Genomic DNA, 21,200 nt, shown 5'->3' with positions numbered 1-21,200 from the left:
TGCCCCGGCCACGGCGGAACATTCCACGGTGCCTCAGTGGCGGTAGTGGAAGCCGACGCCGTACTTTCCAACCTTGGTGGACTTGCTCACCTTGACGGCGGTGAGGGTGAAGCCGCCGACCGTGACGGTCTGCGGGGTCTCCGACGCCGTGAACCTGTGCTCGGCGTGGCCGGTGACATCGGTCACGATCACCTTCGCCCGCCCGGCCTTGAGCGCGCCGATCTTCACGCGAAGGCCGCCCGCCGTCTTGGACGTGCCGACCGCCTGCCACCACGCCGCCGCCTTGGCGTGCCGCTTGGTGGCCTTCTGAGACGCGGTGGCGTGCGGGGACGGAGACTTCTTCCGGGCGGCGGCCTGTTCACGCCGCGCCGCGCCGGCCGGGTCGCTGCAGCCCGCCAGCAGACCGACCGCGACGATCAGAGCCGGAAGGCGTACGCCTCCGCGCATTCTTCCTCCTCGTTGAACGACGGCAAAACCTTAGTCGCCGCCGGAGGGTCCCGTGGACCGTCCGCCCGTGCCCGCCCGCGGCCGGTGCGGGGGAGCGTTCCGTCCGTACCCGCCCGCGACCAGCGCGGAGACGTCTGGCGGCGGTACGGGCCACCGCCTACAGTCGGCAGTGAAGGTGATCGACGCTTTTCCGAGATCCGGAGTGGAGATGCCCTACTACCGAGCCGTCGGGGAGATCCCCCGTAAACGGCACATCCAGTTCCGCAGACCCGACGGCGGGCTGTACGCCGAGGAGTTGATGGGGGAGGAGGGGTTCTCCTCGGACTCCTCGCTGCTCTATCACGTGCATCCGCCCACGGCCATCGTCAAGAGCGAGGGCGTGGACGTTCCGGCCCACGCCACGGGCGTGCGTCCGAACCATCCGCTGCTGCCACGGCATTTCAAGGCGCACGAGATCAAGACCGGTGGCGATCCGGTGCTCGGGCGGCGGCTGCTGGTGGGCAACGACGACGTCCGCATCTCGTACGTGGCCGCCGACACGGACGGCGAGCTGTACCGCAACTCGGTCGGCGACGAGTGCGTGTACGTCGAGGCGGGCCGGGCGCGGCTCGAGTCGACGTACGGGGCCCTCGACGTCGGACCCGGCGACTACGTCGTCATCCCGACCGGGACGATCCACCGCTTCGTGCGCACCGAGCCGGCCGAGCCGCTGCGCCTGATGGTCTTCGAGGCGTCGGGGCACATCCGGCCGCCGAAGCGCTACCTGTCGCAGTACGGCCAGTTCCTGGAGCACGCGCCGTACAGCGAGCGCGACCTGCGGGGGCCGAGCGAGCCACTGGTCCTGGAGGGCGAGGACGTGCCCGTGCTCGTCCGTACCCGCGCCGGTCTGTCGCGCCTGACCTACCGGCACCATCCGCTCGACGTCGTGGGCTGGGACGGCTGCCTCTACCCGTTCGTCTTCAACATCGCCGACTTCGAGCCGATCGTGAAGCGCACGCACGCTCCGCCGCCGGTGCACCAGACGTTCGAGGGCCCGAACTTCGTCATCTGCTCGTTCTGCCCGCGACCGCTCGATTTCGACGACGCGGCCATCCCCATTCCGTATAACCATCACAACGTCGACTCCGACGAGATGATGTTCTACGTGGCCGGGGATTACACGGCGCGCCGTGGCTCGGGAATCGACATCGGGTCGATAAGCCTGCACCCGTCCGGGTTCACGCACGGGCCGGCGCCGGGCTCCGTCGAAGGGGTAATCGAGGCGGTCCGAAAAGGCCATAAGACCACCACCGAAACGGCCGTGATGATCGACACGTTCCGGCCGCTGAACATCGGCGGTGAGGCCCTGTCCGTCGAGGCGTCCGATTACGCCTGGACCTGGGCCCGCTGATCCGCCCGGTCCCTGGAGGATCGCCGGAGATGCCGAGGCGGTCGCGGCCCGAACCGGCCATTGGCGGCTTTCTCGGCATTTCCGGTCGCCGTCGCTAAAACTGTTTACCGAATATCTCGGGAGTAACGGCTGGAGTTACCCGACCTCGCGTGGTGATCATTTAATTACCGAGTGTGACCGCAGATCTTCCGGGTAGTAGACGCAATGGATCCGACGGGCCGCCGATAAAGGCGCTTCCAAGGATTCGAGCGACGCAGTTCCTGCTACCTCGAAAAACGGAGATCTGCATGCGGAAGATGTACGCGCTCGGAACGGGAACGATGGCTCTCGCGGCAGTGGTCGCCACCGGCCTCGCAGCCCACGCGGACAAGGGCGCTCCCGCTCCGGCGCCCGCCGCCCACAGCAAGACGGCGGCCCTGCCCGCCGGGTACCAGATCGTCGCCCTTCCCAACGCGAACGTCCCGAACTTCCAGCGGCGTGTGCTCTACTGCCCGGCCGGCAAGCACGTCCTCGGCGGCGGCGCCGAGGCGCGGGGCAACGACGCGATCCTCGTCGGCAGCTTCCCGGCCGACGACGGCCGCGCCTGGATCGCCCTCGGCCGGCAGAACGGCTATTCGACGGTCGGGATCAGCGTCTACGCGATCTGCGCCTCCTGAGTTCGCCGCGGATCTCCGGCCGTTCAAGACGCGGTGAACGGCCGGGGTCCGCGTGAGGCACGGCGCCGGCCGCCCGGTCCCCGGGCGGCCGGCGTCCGTAGGCTCCGGGTCCCGCGTCAGCCTCAAATCGGCCATTCATGACCTTCTCGTCATTAGCGAACAGTGGCGCTAGTAGCGGCTATCGGAAATCTCGCGAAAAATAGGAGCCATTCGCCGGCGGGCGTGCGAGAATTGAGATACCGCGTGTTATCGAAAAACCGCTCGGGTAGGAGAGGCGATGGATCTGAATGGCCGCCGATAAGGCAGCCCTGCGGATCCGGGCAATGCAGTTCCTGCTACCCCCCGAACGGAGATCTGCATGCGGAGAACGTACGTGATCGGAACGGGCGTCACGGCTCTCGCGCTGGTGGCCGCCACCGGTCTCGCCGCCTACGCCGACAAGGCGAACGTCGCCGCGCGGCCGGCCGCCCACGGCAGGATGGCGGCCCTGCCGTCCGGCTACCAGCTCGTCACGCTCGCCAACGCGAACGTCCCCAACTTCCAGCGGCGCACGCTCTACTGCCCGAGCGGTAAGCACGTCCTGGGTGGCGGCGGCGAAGCCCGGGGCAACGGCGCCATCCTGGTCGGCAGCTTCCCGACCGACGACGCCCGAGGCTGGATCGTCCTCGGCCGCCAGATCGGCTACAACGACGTCGGCATCAGCGTCTTCGCCATCTGCGCGGACTGATTCGCTCGTGGGGTCCCCGGTGGGGAGCCCACGATCCGCGTGACGTCCGGCGCCGGCCGCCCGTTCCCGGGGCGGCCGGCGCTTCCGTTCGACGAACCCCTCAGGCCAGGACGGGCACCGCCGCGAGCAGCGTCCGGGTGTACTCGTGCTGCGGCGACTCGTACAGCTCGTCCACGTCGGCCAGCTCGACCAGCGTGCCGTCGCGCAGCACCGCGACCCGGTCGCTCACCTGGCGGATCACCGCGAGGTCGTGGGACACGAAGACGATGGTCAGGCCGTAGTCCTCCTGCACGTCGCGGAGCAGTTCGAGGATCTGCGCCTGCGTCGAGACGTCGAGCGCGGAGACGGGTTCGTCACAGACCAGCAGCGTGGGCCGCAGGGACAGCGCCCGCGCGATCCCCATCCGCTGGCGCTGCCCGCCGGAGAACTCGTGCGGGTACCGGTCGTGCCGCGCGGGATCCAGGCCGACGCGCTCCATCAGCTCCCGCGCCGTCCGGCGGGCCTCCCCGTCGGGGACGCCCCGTACCCGGAGCGGGTCGGCGATGCTGTCGGCGACCGTGTGCCGGGGGTTCAGCGAGGACATCGGGTCCTGGAACACCATCTGCAGGTCGCGCCGGATGGGGCGCAGCCGTTTCTCGGGCAGCCCGGTGATCTCCCGGCTGTCGAACACGATCCGGCCCGAGGTCGGGGCGAGCAGCCCGACCATCATCCGCACGAGCGTCGTCTTGCCGCTGCCGCTCTCCCCGACGACGCCGAGCGTCTCGCCGCGCCGTACGTCCAGGGACACCCCGTCCACGGCGCGCGCGACGTCGCGGCGCAGCCCCCGGCCCGGCCGGCGGAACTCCCGCGTGAGGTCCGTGACCGTCAGCAGGGGCTCGCCGGGCTCACGGCGGGCGGCCCGGGGCGCGTCGAGGCGGGGGACGGCCTCCAGCAGGCCACGGGTGTACGGCTGCGCCGGGGCGCGCAGCACCTCGTGCACCGGGCCGCGCTCGACCGTCCGCCCTTGGTGCATGACCAGCACCTCGTCGGCCGACCGTGACACGACGCCGAGGTCGTGCGTGACGAGCAGCAGCGCCATGCCCATGTCGGCGCGCAGCTCGTCGAGCAGGTCGAGGATCTGCGCCTGCACGGTGACGTCCAGCGCGCTGGTCGGCTCGTCGGCGACCAGGATCTCCGGTTCGCAGGCGAGTGCCATCGCGATGAGGGCCCGCTGCCGCATGCCGCCGGAGAACTCGTGCGGGCGCGCCCGGGCCCGCCGCGCGGCGTCCGGGATGCCGACCCGGTCGAGCACCTCCACCGCCCGCGCCCACGCGGCCTTCCGGCCGGCGCCGGAGTGGGCGCGGTACACCTCGGCGATCTGGTCGCCGATCCGGTAGTACGGGTCCAGCGCCGACATCGGATCCTGGAAGATCATCGCGATGCGGCGCCCCCGCACCCGTCGGATCTCCTCGTCGTCGAGCGCGTTCACGTCCGCGGGCTCCGGACCGTCTCCGCCCAGGAGGATCCGGCCGGTGACCCGCGCCTCGGTGCGCCGGTGCAGGCCCAGGAGGGCGAGCGCCGTCGTGCTCTTGCCGGACCCGGACTCTCCGACGACGCCCAGCGCGCCGCCGGCGGCCAGGTCGAAGGACACCTCGTCGACGGCGCGGAGCACGCCGTCGCCGGAGGGGAACTCGACGGTCAGATCGCGCACCGACAGGACGACGTCCCCACCGCCCTCGCCGGCTACGACGGCACCGTCCTGCCGTTGACCCCGGCGTACAGCAGGGTCGACGTCCCCACCGCCCTCGCCGGTCACGACAGGGCCGTCCTGCCGTTGACCCCGCCGTACGTCCCCGCGCCCGTCGCCGGTCATGCCAGGACCACCCTTCGGTCGACCGCCGCGTACAGCAGGTCGGCGACGGTGTTGGCCAGGACGACGGCCAGGCCGGCGGTCAGCGTCAGGCCCGCCACGACCGGCAGGTCGACGTTGTTCGACGACTGGACGATCAGCTGGCCGATGCCGGGCAGCCCGAACAGCGTCTCCGTGAGCATGGCGTTCACCAGGACGACGCCGAACTCCACCGCGTTGATCGAGATCAGCGGGGTCAGCGCGCCGCGCAGCGCGTGCCGCCCGACGACGCGGCGCTCGGGCAGCCCGTACGCGCGGAAGGTGCGGATGTGGTCCTCCGACAGGGTCTCGAGCATGCCGGTACGCGTCAGCCGCGTGAAGATCGCGGACTGCAGGATGGTGAGCGTCAGCCAGGGCAGGATCAGGTTCTGCGCCCAGGCGATCGGGTCGTCGGTCAGTGGCACGTACACCGGGAAGTCCAGCCACTGCAGCCAGCCGCAGAACACCATGAGCAGCAGCAGGCCGCTCACGAACACCGGTGTGCCGAGGCCGCCGAGCACGAAGACGGTGATCAGCCGGTCGGTGAGCCGCTTCTCGCGCAGGGCCGACACCAGCCCGAGGGACACCCCGGCGATCGTCCAGAGCACGATGGCGCCCGCGGTCAGCGACAGCGAGACCGGGAGCCGCTGGGCGATCAGCGACAGGACGGGCAGGTCGGTCTGGAAGGAGTACCCCAGGCAGGGCGCCGCGCAGTGGGTGACGTCCGGCCCGGAGCTGTAGTCCCGGCCGACGACCAGGCCCTCGAGGAAGTGCCAGTACTGGGTGGTGATCGGCTGGTCGAGGCCGAGCTTGTGGTGGATGACGGCGAGCTGGGCGCCGTCGCAGCCCTTCCCGCAGACGAGGACCGCCGGATCGGCGGGGATGGCGTAGAAGATGCCGTAGACGACCGCCGTCATCACGACGAGCAGCACCAGGAGGCTGCCGAGGCGGCGCAGCAGGTAGATGGTCATCGGCGGCCTCGCAGCGACGCCTTCGGATCCAGGGCGGCGCGTATCCCGTCGGCGAGCAGCGTGAACGCCAGCACGGCCGTCAGCAGCGACAGGCCCGGCACCAGCACGTACATCGGATCGGCCCGGAACCAGGTCGTGGCGGTCGACAGCATCTGCCCCCACGAGGAGGTCGGCGGGTGCACGCCCACGCCGAGGAAGGACAGCCCCGCCTCGGAGACCATGTTCCCCGGCAGCACGATCGCCGCGTACGTGAGGACCTGCGGCAGCGCGCCGGGCAGGATCTCGCGCCGGGCGATCCGCGCCGGCGACGCGCCCGACAACCGCGCGGCGGCGACGTAGTCGCGGGTCTTGAGGGACAGCACCTGCCCGCGGGTCAGCCGGGCCGTGCCGCCCCAGTTGAACAGGCCGATGACGAGCATCAGCAGGACCGGCCGGGGGAACGACTGCGGCACGATCGCCAGTAGCGCGATCGCGAACATCAGCTGCGGGAACGAGATGGACAGGTCGATCAGCCGGCCCAGCGTGGCGTCGGCGATCCGGCCGCCGAACCCCGCGGCCAGCCCGATCGTCACGCCGAGCAGCAGCTGCACGACCAGCGTCCCGAACGCGACGGTGAAGGAGATCCGGGCGCCGTACAGAGCGCGCGCGAACAGGTCGCGGCCGGTGGTCGGCTCCACGCCCAGCCAGTGGTCCGCGCTGACGCCGCCCAGGGCGCCGTGCGGCACGCCGCCGCGCGCGGAGTCCAGCAGCTGGGGATGGAACGTCGTCGTGTCCTGGCCCTCCAGCGCGACCAGCAGCGGGGCGAAGACGGCGGCCAGGATGAGGACGACCGTGACGACGAGGCCGGCCATGGCGGGCCGGTCCGACCGCAGCCGCCGCAGCACCTGACGGGCGCGCGTCGGCGGCCCGGACGCGGTGACGTCCGGACCGCCGATGTCCGTGACGAGCTCGGTCACGCCGACGCCCAGCGAGTCAAGGCGTGGCCCGTCATTTGACGGACACCATGGCCGGGTCGTACGAGCCGCGCCACTGGTCGAGGTAGGTGTTCTTGACGTTCTTGCCGTAGAGCCGCAGGTAGATCGGGTGGAACAGCGGCACCGTGAGCGCCTGCTGACCCAGCTCGGCGTCGAGGGCGCCCCAGCGGGGCCGGGCCTGGACCGGGTCGGAGATCTTGTTGATCGCGTCGAACTCGGCGTTCACCTTCGGGTCGTCGTACTGCGCGAAGTTGTAGTTGCCGCCGTCCTTGAGGATCTGCCGCCCGTCGAAGATCGGGGCGAGGAACGGCCCGCCGGTCGGCCAGTCCGCGCCCCAGCCGGTCAGGAAGATGCCCGGCTCGGTGGCCGGCTTGGTCTCGATGGAGCGGTAGCTCGCCTGGTCGTACGCCTTCAGCTTGACCGTGATGCCCGCCTGCTTGAGGGCCTCCTGCACCGCCGTGGCCACGGCGGGCCCGTCCTGGTGGGAGTCGCTGTTGCGGTGCCCCAGCGTGATCGTGAGGTTCGACTGCCCCGCCTGGGCCAGCAGCTCCTTCGCCTTCGCCGGGTTACCCGCGGGCCCGGCGGGGAAGGCGTCGTACGGTTGGTAGCCGAAGGCCGCCTGGTCGGGCAGGAACGTCGTCGCCGGCGCGGCGAGCGAGCTGCCGCCGACCGCGTTGACGGCCGCCTGCCGGTTGACGGCGTAGGAGATCGCCTGCCGTACGCGGGCGTCGTCGAACGGTTTGATCTTCGTGTTGAACGCGATGTAGTTCGTGTAGCCGAACTGACCGCGCACGGTGCGCTTCTTCAGGTTCGGGTCACCGGAGATGCGGGCCAGCTCGGCCGGGCTCAGGTCGGTGTCCGTGGTGATCGCGTTCGAGTCCTTGCCGGCGCTCGTGCTGAGCCGCTGGTTGATCACCGCCGAGCTGAGACCGTACGTCGCCTCGATCCGGTCGGGGCAGGCGAGCCGCTGGTCGTCGACGGTCCGCGACCAGTTGGGGTTGCGAACGAGCGTCAGGTTCTTGTCCTGCACGTGGGTCTGCACCTTGTACGGACCGCTGGAGATCGGGTGCTTCTCGAACGTGGTGCCGCCGTCCTTGGCCTTCGGGACCGGGGCGAACTGCGTGGCCGTCGCGACGTAGGGGAAGTCGCCCTCGGGCTTGCGCAGCTTGAAGATGATCGTCTTGTCGTCGGGCGTCTGGATCGAGTCGAGCTCCTTGCCCTTGTACGGGCCCTGGTAGTCGGCGCCACCGACCAGCCAGTCGCGCAGGTACGGGATGCCGCCCGTCAGCTCGGGCGCGAAGGAGCGCTCCACGCCCCACTTGACGTCCTTCGAGGTGATGGGCGTCCCGTCCTCGAACTTCAGGCCGTCCCGGAGGTGGTAGGTCCAGGTCTTGGCGTCGTCGCCGGGCTTGCCGGTGTCGGTGGCGAGGTCGGGGGCCACGGTGGTGCCCGCCTGGCCGGGCACCCGCTTGCGGGTGGTCAGCGTGCGGAAGACGAGGGAGGGGACGGCGCCGCCGCCGGAGGTGTAGATCCGCGCCGGGTCGAAGTGCTCGTCCGTCGCCGAGTCCTGGTCGAGGATGTACAGCGTCCCGCCCTGGCAGTTCTTCGGGTCGAACGCCGCGCTGCCGGAGGACGAGGCCGAGCCGCTGGACGAGCACGCCGACGCGGCGGCCAGGACGGCGGCGGCGGTGAGCAGGACGGGGACTTTTCGCATCATCGGGGGTTTCTCATTCCGGGGGAGCGGCGACACCGCCTGCGGTGGCGGGCCTGGAGCAATATATACTTTCTTGGTAGGAAATAAGAAGATCCTTGCCGTGGTGAAGCCTGACAACCATGTTCCGTCGCCGTCCGATCCATGGTCAACTAGGGGCGTGCCGGATCGCCTCGAGCGCGACCGGCACACGCGCACCCGGCGACCAGGGTGACGTCGGCGAATGGAGCGCGATGAATCCGCGGTGGGAGGCCTGGGACCTGCTGGACGGTGAGTACGACGTCCGCGTGCTGGAGCCGTCCCCGCCCGCCGTGGCGACACCGCCCTGGTACGCCGACGATCCCCTCGAAGGCCCGTACGGCGCCAAGTTGGTCACCCCCGTGTCCGGGCTCGGCCGCACCTGGGACGACCTGGCCCGGGAGCGCCCCGAGCTGGCGGGCTTCTGCGCGGACCGCTGGCTGGGCGCCTGGCGCCGGCTGGCCCCGCTGCCCCGGGAGTTCGCCGCGACCCGCCGGACGCTGCACGCCCTCGGCGAGCACGTCGTCGCCGCGGCCCGGTACGCCGCCAACGGCAAGATCGGCCTGCGGTTCACCCGGGGCGGCTTCGGCACCCCGTTCTTCGGTGCCGACCGGCAGGTCCGCGTGGAGGCCGGCCGGCTGGTCGTCGACGACGCCTCGCACGCCCCGAAGACCCTCGGCGAGGCCGCCGGCCTGGCCGGGATCCCGCTGGGGATGCCCGCGGACGTCTACACGCCCCAGACGCCGGCCGACCCCGACCTGCCGCTCACGGTGAGCCCGCCCGCCGCCGGCGCGCTCGGCGCGTGGTTCGGCTTCGCCTGGTCGGTGCTGGAGCAGCTGCGCCTCGACGTCCGCCCGCTCGACCCGAGCCGCGTGCAGCTGTGGCCAGAGCACTTCGACGCCGCCCTCGACGCCGGCGACGAGGCCGCCGGACGGCGGGCCTCGTGCGGCGCGTCCCCCGGCGACGGGGAGCATCCCGAGCCGTACCTGTACGTCGCCCCCTGGGCGAAGCGGACGGGCGCGTTCTGGAACGACGACGCGTTCGGCGGCGCGTCCCTTCCGTACACCGCGCTCCTGGCCGCCGACGACCAGCGCGCCGCGGCGCTCGGCTTCTTCCGTCAGGGACTCGACGCGCTGGCGGACTGACCCGCTGGTGTTTGTCCGGGTTCGAGGCGTCGGCCCCGTAAGTCCCTGGAGCGCGTCATCATCGCGTCCGGACATCGGCATGTCCGGTCAAGCATCCGCTTTGCCGGTTAAAGAAAACCGCCGCTTCCACTTCACGGGCCGTCGCGACGGGTAACCGAATTGCCGGGGCACATTGGGCGGCCTCGGGAGAAGACGTTCCCGGCTCGCGGACGCGGGGCATGACGGCGAACCACGCGTGCGTCCGTACGTGCCCTCCTACGTTACCGGGGGAAAGGAACGGACAATGCGTAACGGAGTCATTGCCGCCGGAGTGCTGGCCTTGGGCCTGCTCGGCTCGGCCTGTGGCGAAGGCAGCAAGACCACGCCGGAATCGCAGGGCGGAGGGGGACCGTACGCCCAGCCGACCAGCCCGGGGGCCTCTCCCCCTGGGGCGTCCCCAACGGAGTCCCCGGCGGCGTCCCCGACCGAGTCGCCTTCGGCGATGCCGTCTGCCCCTGCCGGCGCCGCGGTGGTGAACGCCAAGAAGACCAGCCTGGGCACGATCCTGGTCGACGGTACGGGCAAGACGCTCTACATGTTCGAGAAGGACAAGGGCCAGGGCGGCAAGTCCGCGTGCACGGGCGCCTGTGCCAAAGAATGGCCGCCGTTCGTCGCCGGCGGCGCGGCCGCATCGCCCGGTGGATCGCCTGGGGCGTCACCCGGCGGGTCACCGGGCGCGTCGCCCGGTGAATCGCCGACCGGATCACCGGCCGCGTCACCCGGCGGATCACCCGGCGCGTCGCCCAGCGCGGGACCCGGCGTCGACGCGTCCAAGCTGTCGACGGCGACCCGGCCCGACGGTTCCAAGCAGCTCGTCTACAACGGCTGGCCGCTGTACTACTACGACCAGGACAAGGCACCGGGCGACATGAAGGGCCAGGGCGTCACGTCGTACGGCGCGCCGTGGTACGTCGTCGACGCCACGACCGGCGCTCCCATCACCCGGAAGTAACCGTCACCAGCTCGGCAGCTGCGGCATCGTGTCCGGCAGCAGCCAGGACCCGCCGGCCAGGAGCGCGGCCACGGCCACCACGCCGAAGCCGAACACCCACAACAGGCCGGGCATCCCGGTCAGGCGGGCCAACTGGTCGGCGTCCGAGTCGGGCGCGCGGCCCCGGGAGCGCTTGCTCTGCAGCTCCACGACGGGCCGCGCCCCCGCGAGTAGCAGGAACCAGGTGAACGCGTAGGCGAACGCCGCCTGCACGGTGGCCGTGCCGAACCACGACACGGCGAAGACGACCGCGCCGGTCGTGACGACGGACACCACGCCGTACGCGTTGCGGACCATGACGAGGATCGCGGCGAGCAGGACGATGCTCGCCCACAGCAGGGCCGTGATGTGCCCCACGGCCAGCAGGGCGGCCGCGCCCAGGCCGAGCAGCGGCGGCGTGACGTACCCGGCGAACGCGGTGACGATCATGCCCGGTCCATGCGGCTTGCCGCGGGACACCGTCACGCCCGAGGTGTCGGAGTGCAGCCGGATGCCCTGCAGCTGCCGGCCCGTGACCAGCGCGGCGAACGCGTGCCCGCCCTCGTGCGCGATCGTCACGACGTTACGGAGGAGGTGCCAGACCGAGCGGATGGACACCGCCACGAGCGCCGCCACGCCGGTGACGGCGACCAGCCACCACGGCGGGTGCGGCTGCGTGCCGACGACCTCGTGCCACACGCCACCGATCGTTGCCGTGTCCAATGCGTCACCTCTCCTCAATGGGCTGCTCACCCGCCCGTACCGGGTACGACGCGCCGCACCGCGGCCGAGTTTCCGAATCGGGCGAACCCGTATTCTCCACCTGGGTGGCCAGTAGGGTAGGGGATCTATGAGCGACCCGTTGATGAGCGTTTATCCCCCGATGGAGCCGGCCGCGCTGGTCACCCGGCGGTCCATGCAGTTCCCGTTCGACTCGCCCGGGCTGACGCTGACCCACCTCGGGCGCGGCGCGATCTGGCTGGCGCTGAAGGCCCTCGGCCTCGGGCCGGGCCACCGGATGGCGATGCCCGCCTACCACTGCGGCTCGGAGGTCGAGGCGGCCCGGCTGGCGGGCATCGAGGTCGTGTTCTACCGGGTGCTGCCCACGCTCGAAGTGGACGTGGAGGACCTGTTCAAGGTGGCGCAGCAGTGCCACGCCACCTACCTGATCTCCTACTACGGCTTCCCGATGCCGCCGATGCCGCAGGGCACGCGCGTCATCGAGGACGCCGCGCACGCGCTGTTCTCCTACGACGGCGGCGCCGCCATCGGCTCGCGCGGCGACGCGGCCATCTTCTGCCCGCGCAAGTCCCTGGGCGTCCCGGACGGCGGTGCGGTGCTCATCCGGGGTGGCCACATCGACGCCGAGGGCCGGCCGCCGTGGAAGCGCATGGCCCGCTCGGTCGCCTCCCAGGGCATGGGATGGGCGGCCCAGTCCCGCGCCGGCGTGCTGCGGGCCCCCGCCACGAAGGTGTTCCGCAAGGTCAGCAAGGCCGAGCAGGCGGTGGAGGAGGGCACCCTCACCGAGACGGTCATCGGCGAGTGGAACCTCGAGGTCGCCGACCTGGAGGTCGCCGCCTCCAAGTCCACCCGCATGACCGAGTGGGCCGTGCACGGCGCGGACGGCGAGAAGATCCGGGAGCACCGGCGCCGCAACTACCTGACCCTGCTGAACGCCCTGCCCGAGGTCTGCCCGCCGCGGTTCCGCGGCCTGCCCGACGGCGTCGCGCCCCTCTACTATCCCGTACGCGTCCCGCAGCGCGACCGGACCATCGCCGAGCTGCAGAAGCGCGGTGTGCGCTCCATCGAGATCTGGCCGGTGCCGCACCCGCTCCTGGACCGCCACCGGTTCGCCGAGCTGGAGCCGCTGCGCCACGAGATGCTCGCGCTCCCGGTCCACCAGGGCCTGTCGACCTGGCACATGGAACAGGTCGCGCACGCCGCCAGCGAGGCCGTCGCCGCCGCCCACCGGTAGGCCAGGGGTATCGGCACCGGGATGCACACTTACTGGATGCACAGCGCGTTGCGGTTGCCGTTCCGGTCGATGCAGGGGGGATAGCCCCGGATGCTGAGCTCGGCGCGCGCGTTGGCGCTGCCCAGGAAGGCGATGAAGTTCTTCAGCAGCGACGAGGACTCCGGAGCGCCCGCCGTGTAGAGGTACTCCACGGTCCAGAACGGATAGCCCTGCGCGATGCTCGTGGCGTCGGGAAGCTTTCCGTCGAGCGTCACCACGTGGAACTTCTGCAGCCGGGCGGCCTCGGTCTTGGCCGTCGGCGCGTCGGCGTACCCGATCGCGCCCGGCGTCTCGGCGACCTTGTCGATCAGCTCCTGGGTGGTGCTCAGCTCGCACCGGATCGTCGGCGCGTGGAGCGGCGGGCTGCTCTCCTGGCACTCGGTGGAGGACGCCGCGCCCTCCGAGCGTCCGAGCAGCTTCGTCTGGAAGATCTGGCGGCTGCCGGACTCGCCGTCGCGGCCGACGATCCGGATCGGGACGTCCTTGCCGCCGAGCTCGCTCTCCGGTGGTACCGGCCCCGTTGAAGTTCTCTCCCATCTGAGGGTGGGAGATTCCCGCCTACCTTGCGGTGGTGGGTTTGACGCGGCGTGCGCGTCTGACGACTGCCCTTCCGGCAGCCGGGACGAGCGCGTGGCCCGTCCGGTACCTATGCAGGATGTTGCATGCGGCGTTCAGGTCGGCGTTGCCGGTCCACCCGCACTCGGGGTTCTTGCACACGAATGTGGCCTGGTCTTCGCGGCTGCCGGGTGTGGTGGTGTGGCAGGAGTGACACTCTCTGGAGGTGCCAGCGGCGGGGACCTTGTGCAGGGCCCCGCCACGGCGGGCGGTCTTATACGTCAGCATCTGGACCGTTCGTCCCCACGCCTCCTGGTGGATGGCGCGGTTCAGCCCGGACTTTTGCGCGACATTCTTGCCCGGTGCCTCGACCGTGCCCTTGGCGGATTTGACCATGCCGACGATGTTGAGGTCTTCCACCACGATCGTCCCGTACCGGTCGGCGAGGCGGGTGGTGGTCTGGTGCTGCCAGTCCAGGGAACGGCGCTTGGCTGTCGCGCGGAGCGCCCGGATCTGGTCATAGGTCCGCTGCAACCGGCGCGAGGACCGCTCACCCGGCTTACGGAACGACTTGCGGTGCGCGGCCCGGCGTTCCAGCCGAACCAGCTTGGCCTTCTCCGCGGGCGTGAGCCACTTGTCCCGGTCGGCCTTGCCGCCGCTGGTGCGGGGCCGTCCGTGATCTTGGTGGTCGCCGTCGGACAGGGCCAGCGGAATCTTCACCCCGGCATCGATCCCCACGTGTGGCCCGCAGTGGGGTGCGGGCACGGGTTCCAGGGTCTGGACACGGAAAGCGATGTGCCAGCCCAGCGCGTTCTTGACCAGCCGCGCCCCCGTGATCCGGTTGCCAGCATCGGCCCGCTTACCGACCGGGAGGTCTTTGGTCCACCGGAACCGGACCCGGCCGACCTTGGGAATGTTCACCATCCCCCACCGGCGATGCACCCGTGCCACCTGCAAATCCCGGCCCTGGGGAACGTCCACGCACATCAACGTACGGAACCGGGCCTTGAAGTTCGGCGGTCCGCAGCGACCCTCCCAGCAGTTCCGCCACGCCTGGAAATACGTCTTCAGCACCGCCTGGGCTGCCTGCGCAGGCAGAACCGCCAGCCACTCCAAACCCTCCTCCGGGTCGGTGCGCGCCTGACGGATCGCGGCATCGGCAGCAGCCAGGGTGCGCCGATGCTTGGGCAGCATCGTCCACCAATTATGCAAAAGATTCCACAACGCCCTGGCCGCATGCCCCTGATCATCGAGCAGACGCTCCTGCGCAGGAGAAGGAGCCAGCCGGGCCCGATGCCCGAACTGACACTTCTCCAGCTCCTCCACGGGATCGCTCACCCTGGGCGTCGCTACGTGACGAGCCATGCACTGAGCGTATCGATCCATGCCGACACTCCGCCCGATGATTCGAAAATCCGAGCGAGATCAGTCGGTCAGGCCGCTGATCGCGGCCGTCAAGGCTCGGGGGCGTCGTCGATGAGGAGGTGGCGGCCGTCGCGGACGATCTGCCGACCGGAGACCATCATGTGGGGGACATCTTCCGGAAGAAGCGGCGAAGGCGACCACGTTCACCTGCTCGTACACGACCCCCCGAAAGTCCAGCCGTCCAAACCGGTCAACTCCCTCAAGGCGTCTCCGTCCGACTGCTCCGCAAGGAATACAGCACCGCCGCTGCTACCTGTGGGACGGCCACTTCTGGCCCGGCTCCTACTTCACAGGCAGCTGTGGAGGAGCACCCCTCACCGCCATCCGCCAATACATCGAAAACCAGCAGCGACCCACCTGAGGCGGTCACGTGCGGGGAAAGCACGCTCGCGCCCTAGCCCCGGTTCCTTCAGGGCCGAGTCGTTGACATCTTGCGGATGAGCTTAGGCCCCAGCAGGTGCTGGGGCCGTACATCAATTCCTGCTATCTCTGACCTAGCCCTTGCGGATGAGGACGATCGGGGTCTGCTCGTCCTCGTTGCCGGCCGGGTTGTCGGACAGGACGTTCTCGACCCACTTGCGGTCGACGCCCTTGGACGCCCCGACGACCCATGCGCCGGTGAGGTGGTTGGCGTCGACGACGCAGACGTGGCAGCCGAGCGCCGCGGACAGGTCCTCCGACAGCTTGTCCGGGCGGCCCGGGCCGAACAGCAGGTGGTGGTCGTGCGGCGGAAGCGCCGCCGCCACGTCGTCGATCATCGCCGCGCCGGGGCCCGCGACGCGGTAGAACCAGCCGCGCTTGCCCACGAGCTTGCCGGCCGCACCCGCGGCGGCGCCGAGGATGACCTTCGTCCGGCCCGCCTCGAGGATCGCGCCCTGCATGCCGGCCGGGCTGTGCAGCGGGCCGATCTTGCCGACGAACTTGCTCAGCTGCTTGGCCATGCCCTCCGGCGTGATCAGCTCCAGCGGGATCATGCGGCCCTGGCCGGCCGACGCCGGGCTCTCCGACAGCGCGAGGATGTCGTCCGGCTGCAGCATGCCCTGCGTGGCCTCCTGGATGATCGGGAGGATGCCGGTGCGCAGCGTGATCATCTTCGTCTTGATCGGGACGCGGCGGGCGCCGACCGCGCGCTCGTCGACCGGCGGGATGTTCGGCGCCTTCTCGGGCGGCATCTCGCCGAAGTGCTGATGCAGCATCTGCCGGATCTGCTGGTTGCGCGCGTAGATCGACGCGCCGCGCTGCAGGATGTCGCGGGCGCCCGCCGGGTCGCCGGCCTCCAGCCGGAGCGACGCGAGAAGGGTGTAGTCCGAGGCGTACACCAGGTAGTCGGGGGCGAGCGCGATCAGCTCCGTCTGGTACTTCAGCGCACGCGGCTTGTCACCGCGGTCGACCGCCCACTTCGACAGGCGCTTGAGCGCGTGCCGCCGCAACTGGGAGTCGTTGACCACCGACTCGAGGATCGTCTCGGCGTCGTCGATCCACCCGCCGTCCTTGAGGACGTCGGCCAGCGTCAGGGCGTACCACGGGATCGTCGGGTACTTCTCACGCGCCTGCCGGACGATCTGCGCGGCCCGGCCGTAGTCGCCACGCCACTTGTAGACCTCGGCCAGCGCCGCCGTCGCGAACCGCGTGTCGCCGCCGGCCGCGACGGCCTGGCCGGCGATCTGCTCGGCCTTCCGGTCGTCACGCTCGTTGGTGAGGACAAGCCAGGACAGCAGGGACAGACCGTCACCGTCGAGATCCGCTCGCTTCTGCTCGAGGAGCTGCTGGGCCTCCTCCGGCTTGCGGAGCCAGATGTCATAGGCGCGGCTGTTCGTGCTCATTGTCAGAACCTCATGCGTCGTCGGCGATCTGCGGGATCGGCCCATCATCGCAGAGTTTCGTGCCGGCCGACGCGGCGGTCGCGGGACACCGAGCTCGTCAAAGTGGGGGAGAGATGGACGAAGCAGGGGGGAATACGCAGGTTGTATGACCCGGGCTTGTCGCCCGCTCGATACCCTTGGGTCTCGTGGACCTCCTCGATTCATGGCGCGATCTTCCGGCCGCGCAGCAGCCCGACTGGCCCGACCCCGCCCGCGTCCGCGACGTCGCGGGCCAGCTGTCCAAGCTCCCGCCGCTGGTGTTCGCGGGCGAGTGTGACCAGCTCAAGGCGCACCTGGCCGCCGTGGCACGCGGTGAGGCGTTCGTGCTGCAGGGCGGCGACTGCGCCGAGACGTTCTCCGGCGCGACCGCCGACGACGTGCGCAACAAGCTGAAGACCCTGCTGCAGATGGCCGTCGTGCTGACCTACGCCGGGAGCGTCCCGGTCGTCAAGATCGGCCGGATGGCGGGCCAGTTCGCCAAGCCGCGGTCGAAGCCGTCCGAGGTGCGCGACGGCGTCGAGCTGCCCGCCTACCGGGGCGACATGGTCAACGGGTTCGACTTCACCCCGGAGGCCCGGGTGCCGAACCCGGAGCGCCTCCTGCGCGCCTACCACGCCGCGGCCGTGACGCTGAACCTCACCCGCGCCTTCACCCAGGGCGGCTACGCCGACCTGCGCCAGGTCCACGCCTGGAACCACGACTTCGTCGCCGAGAGCCCGGCCGGCCAGCGGTACGAACGACTGGCCGGGGAGATCGACCGGGCCCTGGCGTTCATGCACGCCTGCGGAGCGGACCCGGAGGAGTTCCACCGGGTCGAGGTCTACTCCAGCCACGAGGCGCTCCTGCTGGACTACGAGCGCGCCCTGACCCGCATCGACTCACGGTCCGGCCTGCCGTACGACGTCTCCGCGCACTTCCTGTGGATCGGCGAGCGCACCCGGCAGCTCGACGGCGCGCACGTGGACTTCATGCGCCACATCCGCAACCCCATCGGCGTGAAGCTCGGGCCGACCACGACCGCCGAGGACGCCCTCGCGCTCATCGACCTGCTCGACCCCGACCGGGAGCCCGGACGGCTCACGTTCGTCACCCGCATGGGCGCCGGGCGGATCCGCGACCACCTCCCCGCCCTGGTGGAGAAGGTCACGGCGAGCGGCGCCCAGGTCGCCTGGATCTGCGACCCGATGCACGGCAACACCTTCGAGGCGGAGAGCGGGTACAAGACCCGCCGGTTCGACGACGTGATGGATGAGGTCGCCGGCTTCTTCGAGGTGCACCGGGCGCTCGGCACCCACCCGGGCGGCGTGCACATCGAGTTCACCGGCGACGACGTCACCGAGTGCGTCGGCGGCGGCCACGACATCGTCGAGGACGACCTCCACCAGCGGTACGAGACCGCCTGCGACCCCCGGCTCAACCGCGGCCAGGCGCTCGACCTCGCGTTCATGGTCGCCGAGATGTACCGCACCGGAAAGTAGCGCGAGCGACCCGTCCGGGGCCGGCGGCCGTCACACGACGCGGACGGCGCCGGCGAACGGGCGGGTCGACAGGTCCGCGACGCGGACGTGGTCGCCGGTGTGCGGCGCGTGGATGAATTTCCCGTCGCCGATGTACATCCCCATGTGGTGGATATCGGAGTAGAAGAACACCAGGTCGCCGGGCTCGAGCTGGTCCCGGGAGACGTGGACGCCGGCGTTCCACTGGTCGCCGCCGTAGTGCGGCAGGTTGACGCCGACCTGCTTGTAGGCCCACATGGTCAGGCCGGAGCAGTCGAATCCCCGGCCGGGTGCCGCGCCGCCCCAGACGTACGGCACGCCGAGCTGCGACAGCGCGGCCCGTACGGCACCGACCGCCTTGCCGGGGCCGCCGGGGATGGGGGGCACCTTCTCGCCCTTGCCGGCGCGCTCGACGGCGTCGCGCAGCAGCGGCTTGCGGACCTTCTCCAGGTCGTGCTTGATGGCCGCGCGCTGCTGGGCGAGCTGGACCCTGAGCCGGGCCGCCTGCGCGGCGCGCTCCCGGGCGTCCTGGCCGGTCCACTGGGCGTTCTGGATGGCCTGGGTCAGCTGCCGGATCTGGGTGTCGTCCTGCTGCGTGAAGTAGTGCAGGGTCGCGGCCCGGTCGAGGACGGCGCGCGGGTCGGAGGCGGCGAGAAGGGCGGGGGTGTCGTCGTTGCTGCCGCTCATGTAGCGCATCGCGACGAACCGGCCGACCTTGTGCTGGATGGCCTTGAGCGCCTGCGCGGCCCGGGCCGAGGTCTGGCCGGCGACGACGGCCGCCCGCTGGGCCTGCTCCAGGCGTACCTTGAGGCCGTTGTACTGCTCGGTCAGCTGCTCCAGCTGGTTGTTCAGCTGGTCGGCGCGCTGGCGGAGCGCGTCGATGCGGGAGCCGGGCCGGGCGGTGTCCGCCATCGCGGGCGACGCGAACCCGGCGACGACGAGGGCCAAGGCCGCAGCGGCCGTACGGCAGCCCGCGCCCTTCGGGAGGCGGCGCGGGTCCGGTGCGAAGGCCACTGCGGCCGTACGGCGGGCCGTGGCCTTCGAGGGGCGGCGCGGGTCCTGCGTGGAGGCCACTGCGGCCGTGTGACGGCCGGCGGCCCTCTGCGGGTCGTGTGTGAGGGTCACGACGGCCGTACGGCGGGCCGTGCCCTTCCCGGGATGATGGGGATCGCGGCTGTCCGCAGGGTGCGATGACGCCATCCAGTGCTCCTCTCCTCAGGCCGCCTACCGGGTTAGCTGACGGGTTCGGACGGAAGAGAAGCCCTACCGCGCACCGTCGGCGACGGGCGCGGATTCACCCCGGATGCGAAGGCGGGAGGTGCCCCGTGGCTTCGCGAGTGGGTCCCCGGTTCCCCGTTGCGTCGGCTGACGCGACGGGCGATTCGGCGGTCCGGCCGTCTCTCGGCCGGTGACGACTCGCTGGAGATTAACGGATAGTGACGGGGCGACCAACGAGAACATGCGGAGATGGCCCGGGGGATCGGAGGATGGTCACTCTGGGTGATGCGGGGGCTGGTCCTTTGCGCCTAGACGCACGCGGTCCCCGCCCCTCCGGATCGGGAGGAAACGGGGACCGGCGTGACGTTCGGACGTGCTCGCTCAGGAGAGGACGGACTCGGCCTCGGCCTCGGAGCTGTTCTGGACCACCGCCGCGTGCAGGGTGTTCCAGAACGCCAGCTCGACGTCCTCCTCCAGCTCCGAGATCTTGCCCCAGAACTCCTTGTCCTCGGCCAGCGCGGCGGCCTCGGCGGACAGGATGGGCATGACCATGGTGCCGGCGTCGGCGGCGTCCAGATCGGCCACGCTGACCTCGGCGGGCAGCTCGACCGGCGTGCGGTGGTGCTTGCCGCGCTTGCGGACCCGGACGTTCGGCGCCGCGACGGGCACCTTCACCTTCGACTTGCCGACGGCCAGGGCCACCGTGCCGAACAGGACGACGGCGAGCAGCCCGGTGAGGGCGGCCTGCTGGTCCGGCAGGGAGGTCGGCGCGGGCGCCGGGTCGTGCGACGCGATCGTGCGCGTGTCGCCCAGCGCCGGGGCGTCCTGGCCGATCTCCTTGACCGCGGGCGTGGGGGCGGCGTGCTTAGGAGCGTACTTCTGGTCGTTCTGCGCCGTCTGCTGGGCGGTTACGGGGGCGGCCTTCACCTTCACCTTGGAGGGGTAGCCGAACCCGACGACCTGGCTGATGTCCCGGGTGGCGCGCAGCAGCGCGTTGTTGTGGTTGGCCTCGATCGTGTGCAGCGTGTGGCCGTCGACGCGCTCGACGATGCCGACGTGCTCGATGTCCCCGATGCTCTTGCCGCCCGACCAGGAGAAGAAGACGATCGCGCCGGGCTCGGCCTTGTGGCCCCAGGCGTGGTGCTTCTTGAACCACTGGGCGTGGTCGGGAGTGGAGGCGAACTGCCCGGTCCAGTCCTCGACGCCGGCCTTGTTGGCCGCCCACGCGAGGAACATGTCACACCAGGGAGCGTCCGTGTAGGAGGAGTCCTTGTCGACATGCTTGCCGTACCAGTCGCCGAATTTCGTGTAACCGTCGGCTTTCTCGTGGTAGCCGAGCTGGCTCTTGGCGACCTCTAGCAGTTTCTGACCTATTGAATCCATATCTCCCCTTAGGCCGCCTACCGGGTTAGCTGACGGGTTCGGGCCAGAGAGGAGCCCTACCGTGCGTGACGGATTCACCCCAAGGGACAGATGGGTCCCCGGCTCCCGCGCCGCTGGCTGCGCCGTCGGGATTAGGCGGTCGGCCTGCAACCCCCTGGTTGGAGGTTGGTCACAGCCCGATCTCGGCGAAATCTAGCCGAACTCTCGCAACAACGGCAACGCGTTCGGAAACGAAAGTCTGGCATCACTTGCTCACCGAGCGTAGCTGCGTGTGCCGCCCGCCGACCGGGCAACGCCCGAAAAGGTGCTCTCACGTGCGGCGCAGCCATTCG

At 70.6% G+C, this 21,200-nt stretch carries 18 protein-coding genes, 1 pseudogene and 2 riboswitches; of the genes and pseudogenes, 8 read left to right on the top strand and 11 right to left on the bottom strand.

Features of this window, described 5'->3' with window-relative positions; translation table 11 throughout:
* Positions 1–33 precede the first annotated feature (33 nt).
* Positions 34–447: a hypothetical protein gene (locus ACQP2O_RS36760; protein ID WP_433173314.1), complete on the bottom strand. Its 414-nt coding sequence runs from the start codon at positions 445–447 to the stop codon at positions 34–36.
* Between the two features lie 208 nt (positions 448–655).
* Here ACQP2O_RS36760 and ACQP2O_RS36755 point away from each other — a divergent pair, with 208 nt between their 5' ends.
* The 3 genes from ACQP2O_RS36755 to ACQP2O_RS36745 all read left to right on the top strand — a co-directional run bounded on the left by ACQP2O_RS36755 (position 656) and on the right by ACQP2O_RS36745 (position 3,220).
* The gene (locus tag ACQP2O_RS36755; RefSeq protein ID WP_433173312.1) at positions 656–1,837 is read left to right on the top strand and encodes a homogentisate 1,2-dioxygenase; all 1,182 of its coding nucleotides are present in this window, start codon (positions 656–658) and stop codon (positions 1,835–1,837) included.
* Between the two features lie 287 nt (positions 1,838–2,124).
* Complete coding sequence (locus tag ACQP2O_RS36750) at positions 2,125–2,493, top strand: hypothetical protein (RefSeq protein WP_433173309.1); 369 nt, start codon at positions 2,125–2,127, stop codon at positions 2,491–2,493.
* Between the two features lie 358 nt (positions 2,494–2,851).
* Entirely contained in the window at positions 2,852–3,220 is a 369-nt protein-coding gene (locus tag ACQP2O_RS36745) for a hypothetical protein (RefSeq protein WP_433173307.1), read from the top strand.
* A gap of 100 nt (positions 3,221–3,320) precedes the next feature.
* On the opposite strand, the gene ACQP2O_RS36740 is transcribed toward ACQP2O_RS36745, so the two are convergent.
* The 4 genes from ACQP2O_RS36740 to ACQP2O_RS36725 are packed head-to-tail and all read right to left on the bottom strand — an operon-like array spanning position 3,321 to position 8,749.
* Entirely contained in the window at positions 3,321–5,072 is a 1,752-nt protein-coding gene (locus ACQP2O_RS36740; RefSeq protein ID WP_433173305.1) for an ABC transporter ATP-binding protein, read from the bottom strand.
* Entirely contained in the window at positions 5,069–6,058 is a 990-nt protein-coding gene (locus ACQP2O_RS36735; protein ID WP_433173303.1) for an ABC transporter permease, read from the bottom strand. The genes ACQP2O_RS36740 and ACQP2O_RS36735 overlap by 4 nt, the downstream gene beginning before the upstream one ends.
* On the bottom strand, positions 6,055–7,014 hold the full coding sequence (locus ACQP2O_RS36730) for an ABC transporter permease (protein WP_433173301.1): 960 nt from the start codon (positions 7,012–7,014) through the stop codon (positions 6,055–6,057). The genes ACQP2O_RS36735 and ACQP2O_RS36730 overlap by 4 nt, the downstream gene beginning before the upstream one ends.
* A 31-nt stretch (positions 7,015–7,045) precedes the next feature.
* Positions 7,046–8,749, bottom strand: coding sequence for an ABC transporter substrate-binding protein (locus ACQP2O_RS36725; protein ID WP_433173299.1), 1,704 nt, complete (start codon positions 8,747–8,749; stop codon positions 7,046–7,048).
* Positions 8,750–8,976: 227 nt separating this feature from the next.
* Between ACQP2O_RS36725 and ACQP2O_RS36720 the strand changes: the two genes are divergently transcribed.
* Positions 8,977–9,906 (top strand): hypothetical protein, encoded by a 930-nt coding sequence (locus ACQP2O_RS36720; protein ID WP_433173297.1) that lies wholly within the window; start codon positions 8,977–8,979, stop codon positions 9,904–9,906.
* 283 nt (positions 9,907–10,189) lie between these two features.
* Positions 10,190–10,897, top strand: coding sequence for a COG4315 family predicted lipoprotein (locus ACQP2O_RS36715; protein WP_433173295.1), 708 nt, complete (start codon positions 10,190–10,192; stop codon positions 10,895–10,897).
* Between the two features lie 3 nt (positions 10,898–10,900).
* On the opposite strand, the gene ACQP2O_RS36710 is transcribed toward ACQP2O_RS36715, so the two are convergent.
* Complete coding sequence (locus ACQP2O_RS36710) at positions 10,901–11,638, bottom strand: M50 family metallopeptidase (protein ID WP_433173293.1); 738 nt, start codon at positions 11,636–11,638, stop codon at positions 10,901–10,903.
* A gap of 127 nt (positions 11,639–11,765) precedes the next feature.
* Between ACQP2O_RS36710 and ACQP2O_RS36705 the strand changes: the two genes are divergently transcribed.
* Positions 11,766–12,890: a DegT/DnrJ/EryC1/StrS family aminotransferase gene (locus ACQP2O_RS36705; protein ID WP_433173291.1), complete on the top strand. Its 1,125-nt coding sequence runs from the start codon at positions 11,766–11,768 to the stop codon at positions 12,888–12,890.
* A gap of 29 nt (positions 12,891–12,919) precedes the next feature.
* Here ACQP2O_RS36705 and ACQP2O_RS36700 read toward each other — a convergent pair whose 3' ends face one another.
* A complete protein-coding gene (locus tag ACQP2O_RS36700; RefSeq protein ID WP_433191269.1) occupies positions 12,920–13,546 on the bottom strand; it encodes a substrate-binding domain-containing protein in 627 nt (208 codons plus the stop codon).
* A complete protein-coding gene (locus ACQP2O_RS36695) occupies positions 13,488–14,810 on the bottom strand; it encodes an RNA-guided endonuclease InsQ/TnpB family protein (protein ID WP_433173289.1) in 1,323 nt (440 codons plus the stop codon). The genes ACQP2O_RS36700 and ACQP2O_RS36695 overlap by 59 nt, the downstream gene beginning before the upstream one ends.
* 225 nt (positions 14,811–15,035) lie before the next feature.
* Between ACQP2O_RS36695 and tnpA the strand changes: the two are divergent.
* Positions 15,036–15,270: pseudogene (gene tnpA / locus ACQP2O_RS36690) on the top strand (IS200/IS605 family transposase); the annotation flags it as partial.
* A gap of 133 nt (positions 15,271–15,403) precedes the next feature.
* Here tnpA and ACQP2O_RS36685 read toward each other — a convergent pair.
* Positions 15,404–16,732 carry a tetratricopeptide repeat protein gene (locus tag ACQP2O_RS36685; protein ID WP_433173287.1) on the bottom strand — a complete coding sequence of 443 codons (1,329 nt, stop codon included), beginning with the start codon at positions 16,730–16,732 and terminating at the stop codon, positions 15,404–15,406.
* A gap of 185 nt (positions 16,733–16,917) precedes the next feature.
* Here ACQP2O_RS36685 and ACQP2O_RS36680 point away from each other — a divergent pair, with 185 nt between their 5' ends.
* The gene (locus ACQP2O_RS36680; protein WP_433173285.1) at positions 16,918–18,249 is read left to right on the top strand and encodes a class II 3-deoxy-7-phosphoheptulonate synthase; all 1,332 of its coding nucleotides are present in this window, start codon (positions 16,918–16,920) and stop codon (positions 18,247–18,249) included.
* A gap of 30 nt (positions 18,250–18,279) precedes the next feature.
* On the opposite strand, the gene ACQP2O_RS36675 is transcribed toward ACQP2O_RS36680, so the two are convergent.
* On the bottom strand, positions 18,280–19,467 hold the full coding sequence (locus ACQP2O_RS36675) for an NlpC/P60 family protein (protein WP_433173283.1): 1,188 nt from the start codon (positions 19,465–19,467) through the stop codon (positions 18,280–18,282).
* A 4-nt stretch (positions 19,468–19,471) separates the two neighbouring features.
* Positions 19,472–19,650: riboswitch (cyclic di-AMP (ydaO/yuaA leader) on the bottom strand.
* Positions 19,651–19,866: 216 nt separating this feature from the next.
* Complete coding sequence (locus ACQP2O_RS36670) at positions 19,867–20,868, bottom strand: CHAP domain-containing protein (protein ID WP_433173281.1); 1,002 nt, start codon at positions 20,866–20,868, stop codon at positions 19,867–19,869.
* Positions 20,867–21,016: riboswitch (cyclic di-AMP (ydaO/yuaA leader) on the bottom strand. It overlaps the preceding gene by 2 nt.
* Positions 21,017–21,200 lie beyond the last annotated feature (184 nt).

It is taken from the genome of Actinoallomurus sp. CA-150999 (genome assembly GCF_050942425.1).
Lineage (GTDB): Bacteria > Actinomycetota > Actinomycetes > Streptosporangiales > Streptosporangiaceae > Actinoallomurus.
This window is presented reverse-complemented; position numbering and strand designations above follow the sequence as displayed.

What these genes read in the sequence shown, in the direction of transcription:
- ACQP2O_RS36760 (WP_433173314.1), bottom strand. Translation starts at nt 447, where the DNA reads ATGCGCGGAGGCGTACGCCTTCCGGCTCTGATCGTCGCGGTCGGTCTG.
- ACQP2O_RS36755 (WP_433173312.1), top strand. Translation starts at nt 656, where the DNA reads ATGCCCTACTACCGAGCCGTCGGGGAGATCCCCCGTAAACGGCACATC.
- ACQP2O_RS36750 (WP_433173309.1), top strand. Translation starts at nt 2,125, where the DNA reads ATGCGGAAGATGTACGCGCTCGGAACGGGAACGATGGCTCTCGCGGCA.
- ACQP2O_RS36745 (WP_433173307.1), top strand. Translation starts at nt 2,852, where the DNA reads ATGCGGAGAACGTACGTGATCGGAACGGGCGTCACGGCTCTCGCGCTG.
- ACQP2O_RS36740 (WP_433173305.1), bottom strand. Translation starts at nt 5,072, where the DNA reads ATGACCGGCGACGGGCGCGGGGACGTACGGCGGGGTCAACGGCAGGAC.
- ACQP2O_RS36735 (WP_433173303.1), bottom strand. Translation starts at nt 6,058, where the DNA reads ATGACCATCTACCTGCTGCGCCGCCTCGGCAGCCTCCTGGTGCTGCTC.
- ACQP2O_RS36725 (WP_433173299.1), bottom strand. Translation starts at nt 8,749, where the DNA reads ATGATGCGAAAAGTCCCCGTCCTGCTCACCGCCGCCGCCGTCCTGGCC.
- ACQP2O_RS36720 (WP_433173297.1), top strand. Translation starts at nt 8,977, where the DNA reads ATGAATCCGCGGTGGGAGGCCTGGGACCTGCTGGACGGTGAGTACGAC.
- ACQP2O_RS36715 (WP_433173295.1), top strand. Translation starts at nt 10,190, where the DNA reads ATGCGTAACGGAGTCATTGCCGCCGGAGTGCTGGCCTTGGGCCTGCTC.
- ACQP2O_RS36705 (WP_433173291.1), top strand. Translation starts at nt 11,766, where the DNA reads ATGAGCGACCCGTTGATGAGCGTTTATCCCCCGATGGAGCCGGCCGCG.
- ACQP2O_RS36685 (WP_433173287.1), bottom strand. Translation starts at nt 16,732, where the DNA reads ATGAGCACGAACAGCCGCGCCTATGACATCTGGCTCCGCAAGCCGGAG.
- ACQP2O_RS36675 (WP_433173283.1), bottom strand. Translation starts at nt 19,467, where the DNA reads ATGGCGTCATCGCACCCTGCGGACAGCCGCGATCCCCATCATCCCGGG.
- ACQP2O_RS36670 (WP_433173281.1), bottom strand. Translation starts at nt 20,868, where the DNA reads ATGGATTCAATAGGTCAGAAACTGCTAGAGGTCGCCAAGAGCCAGCTC.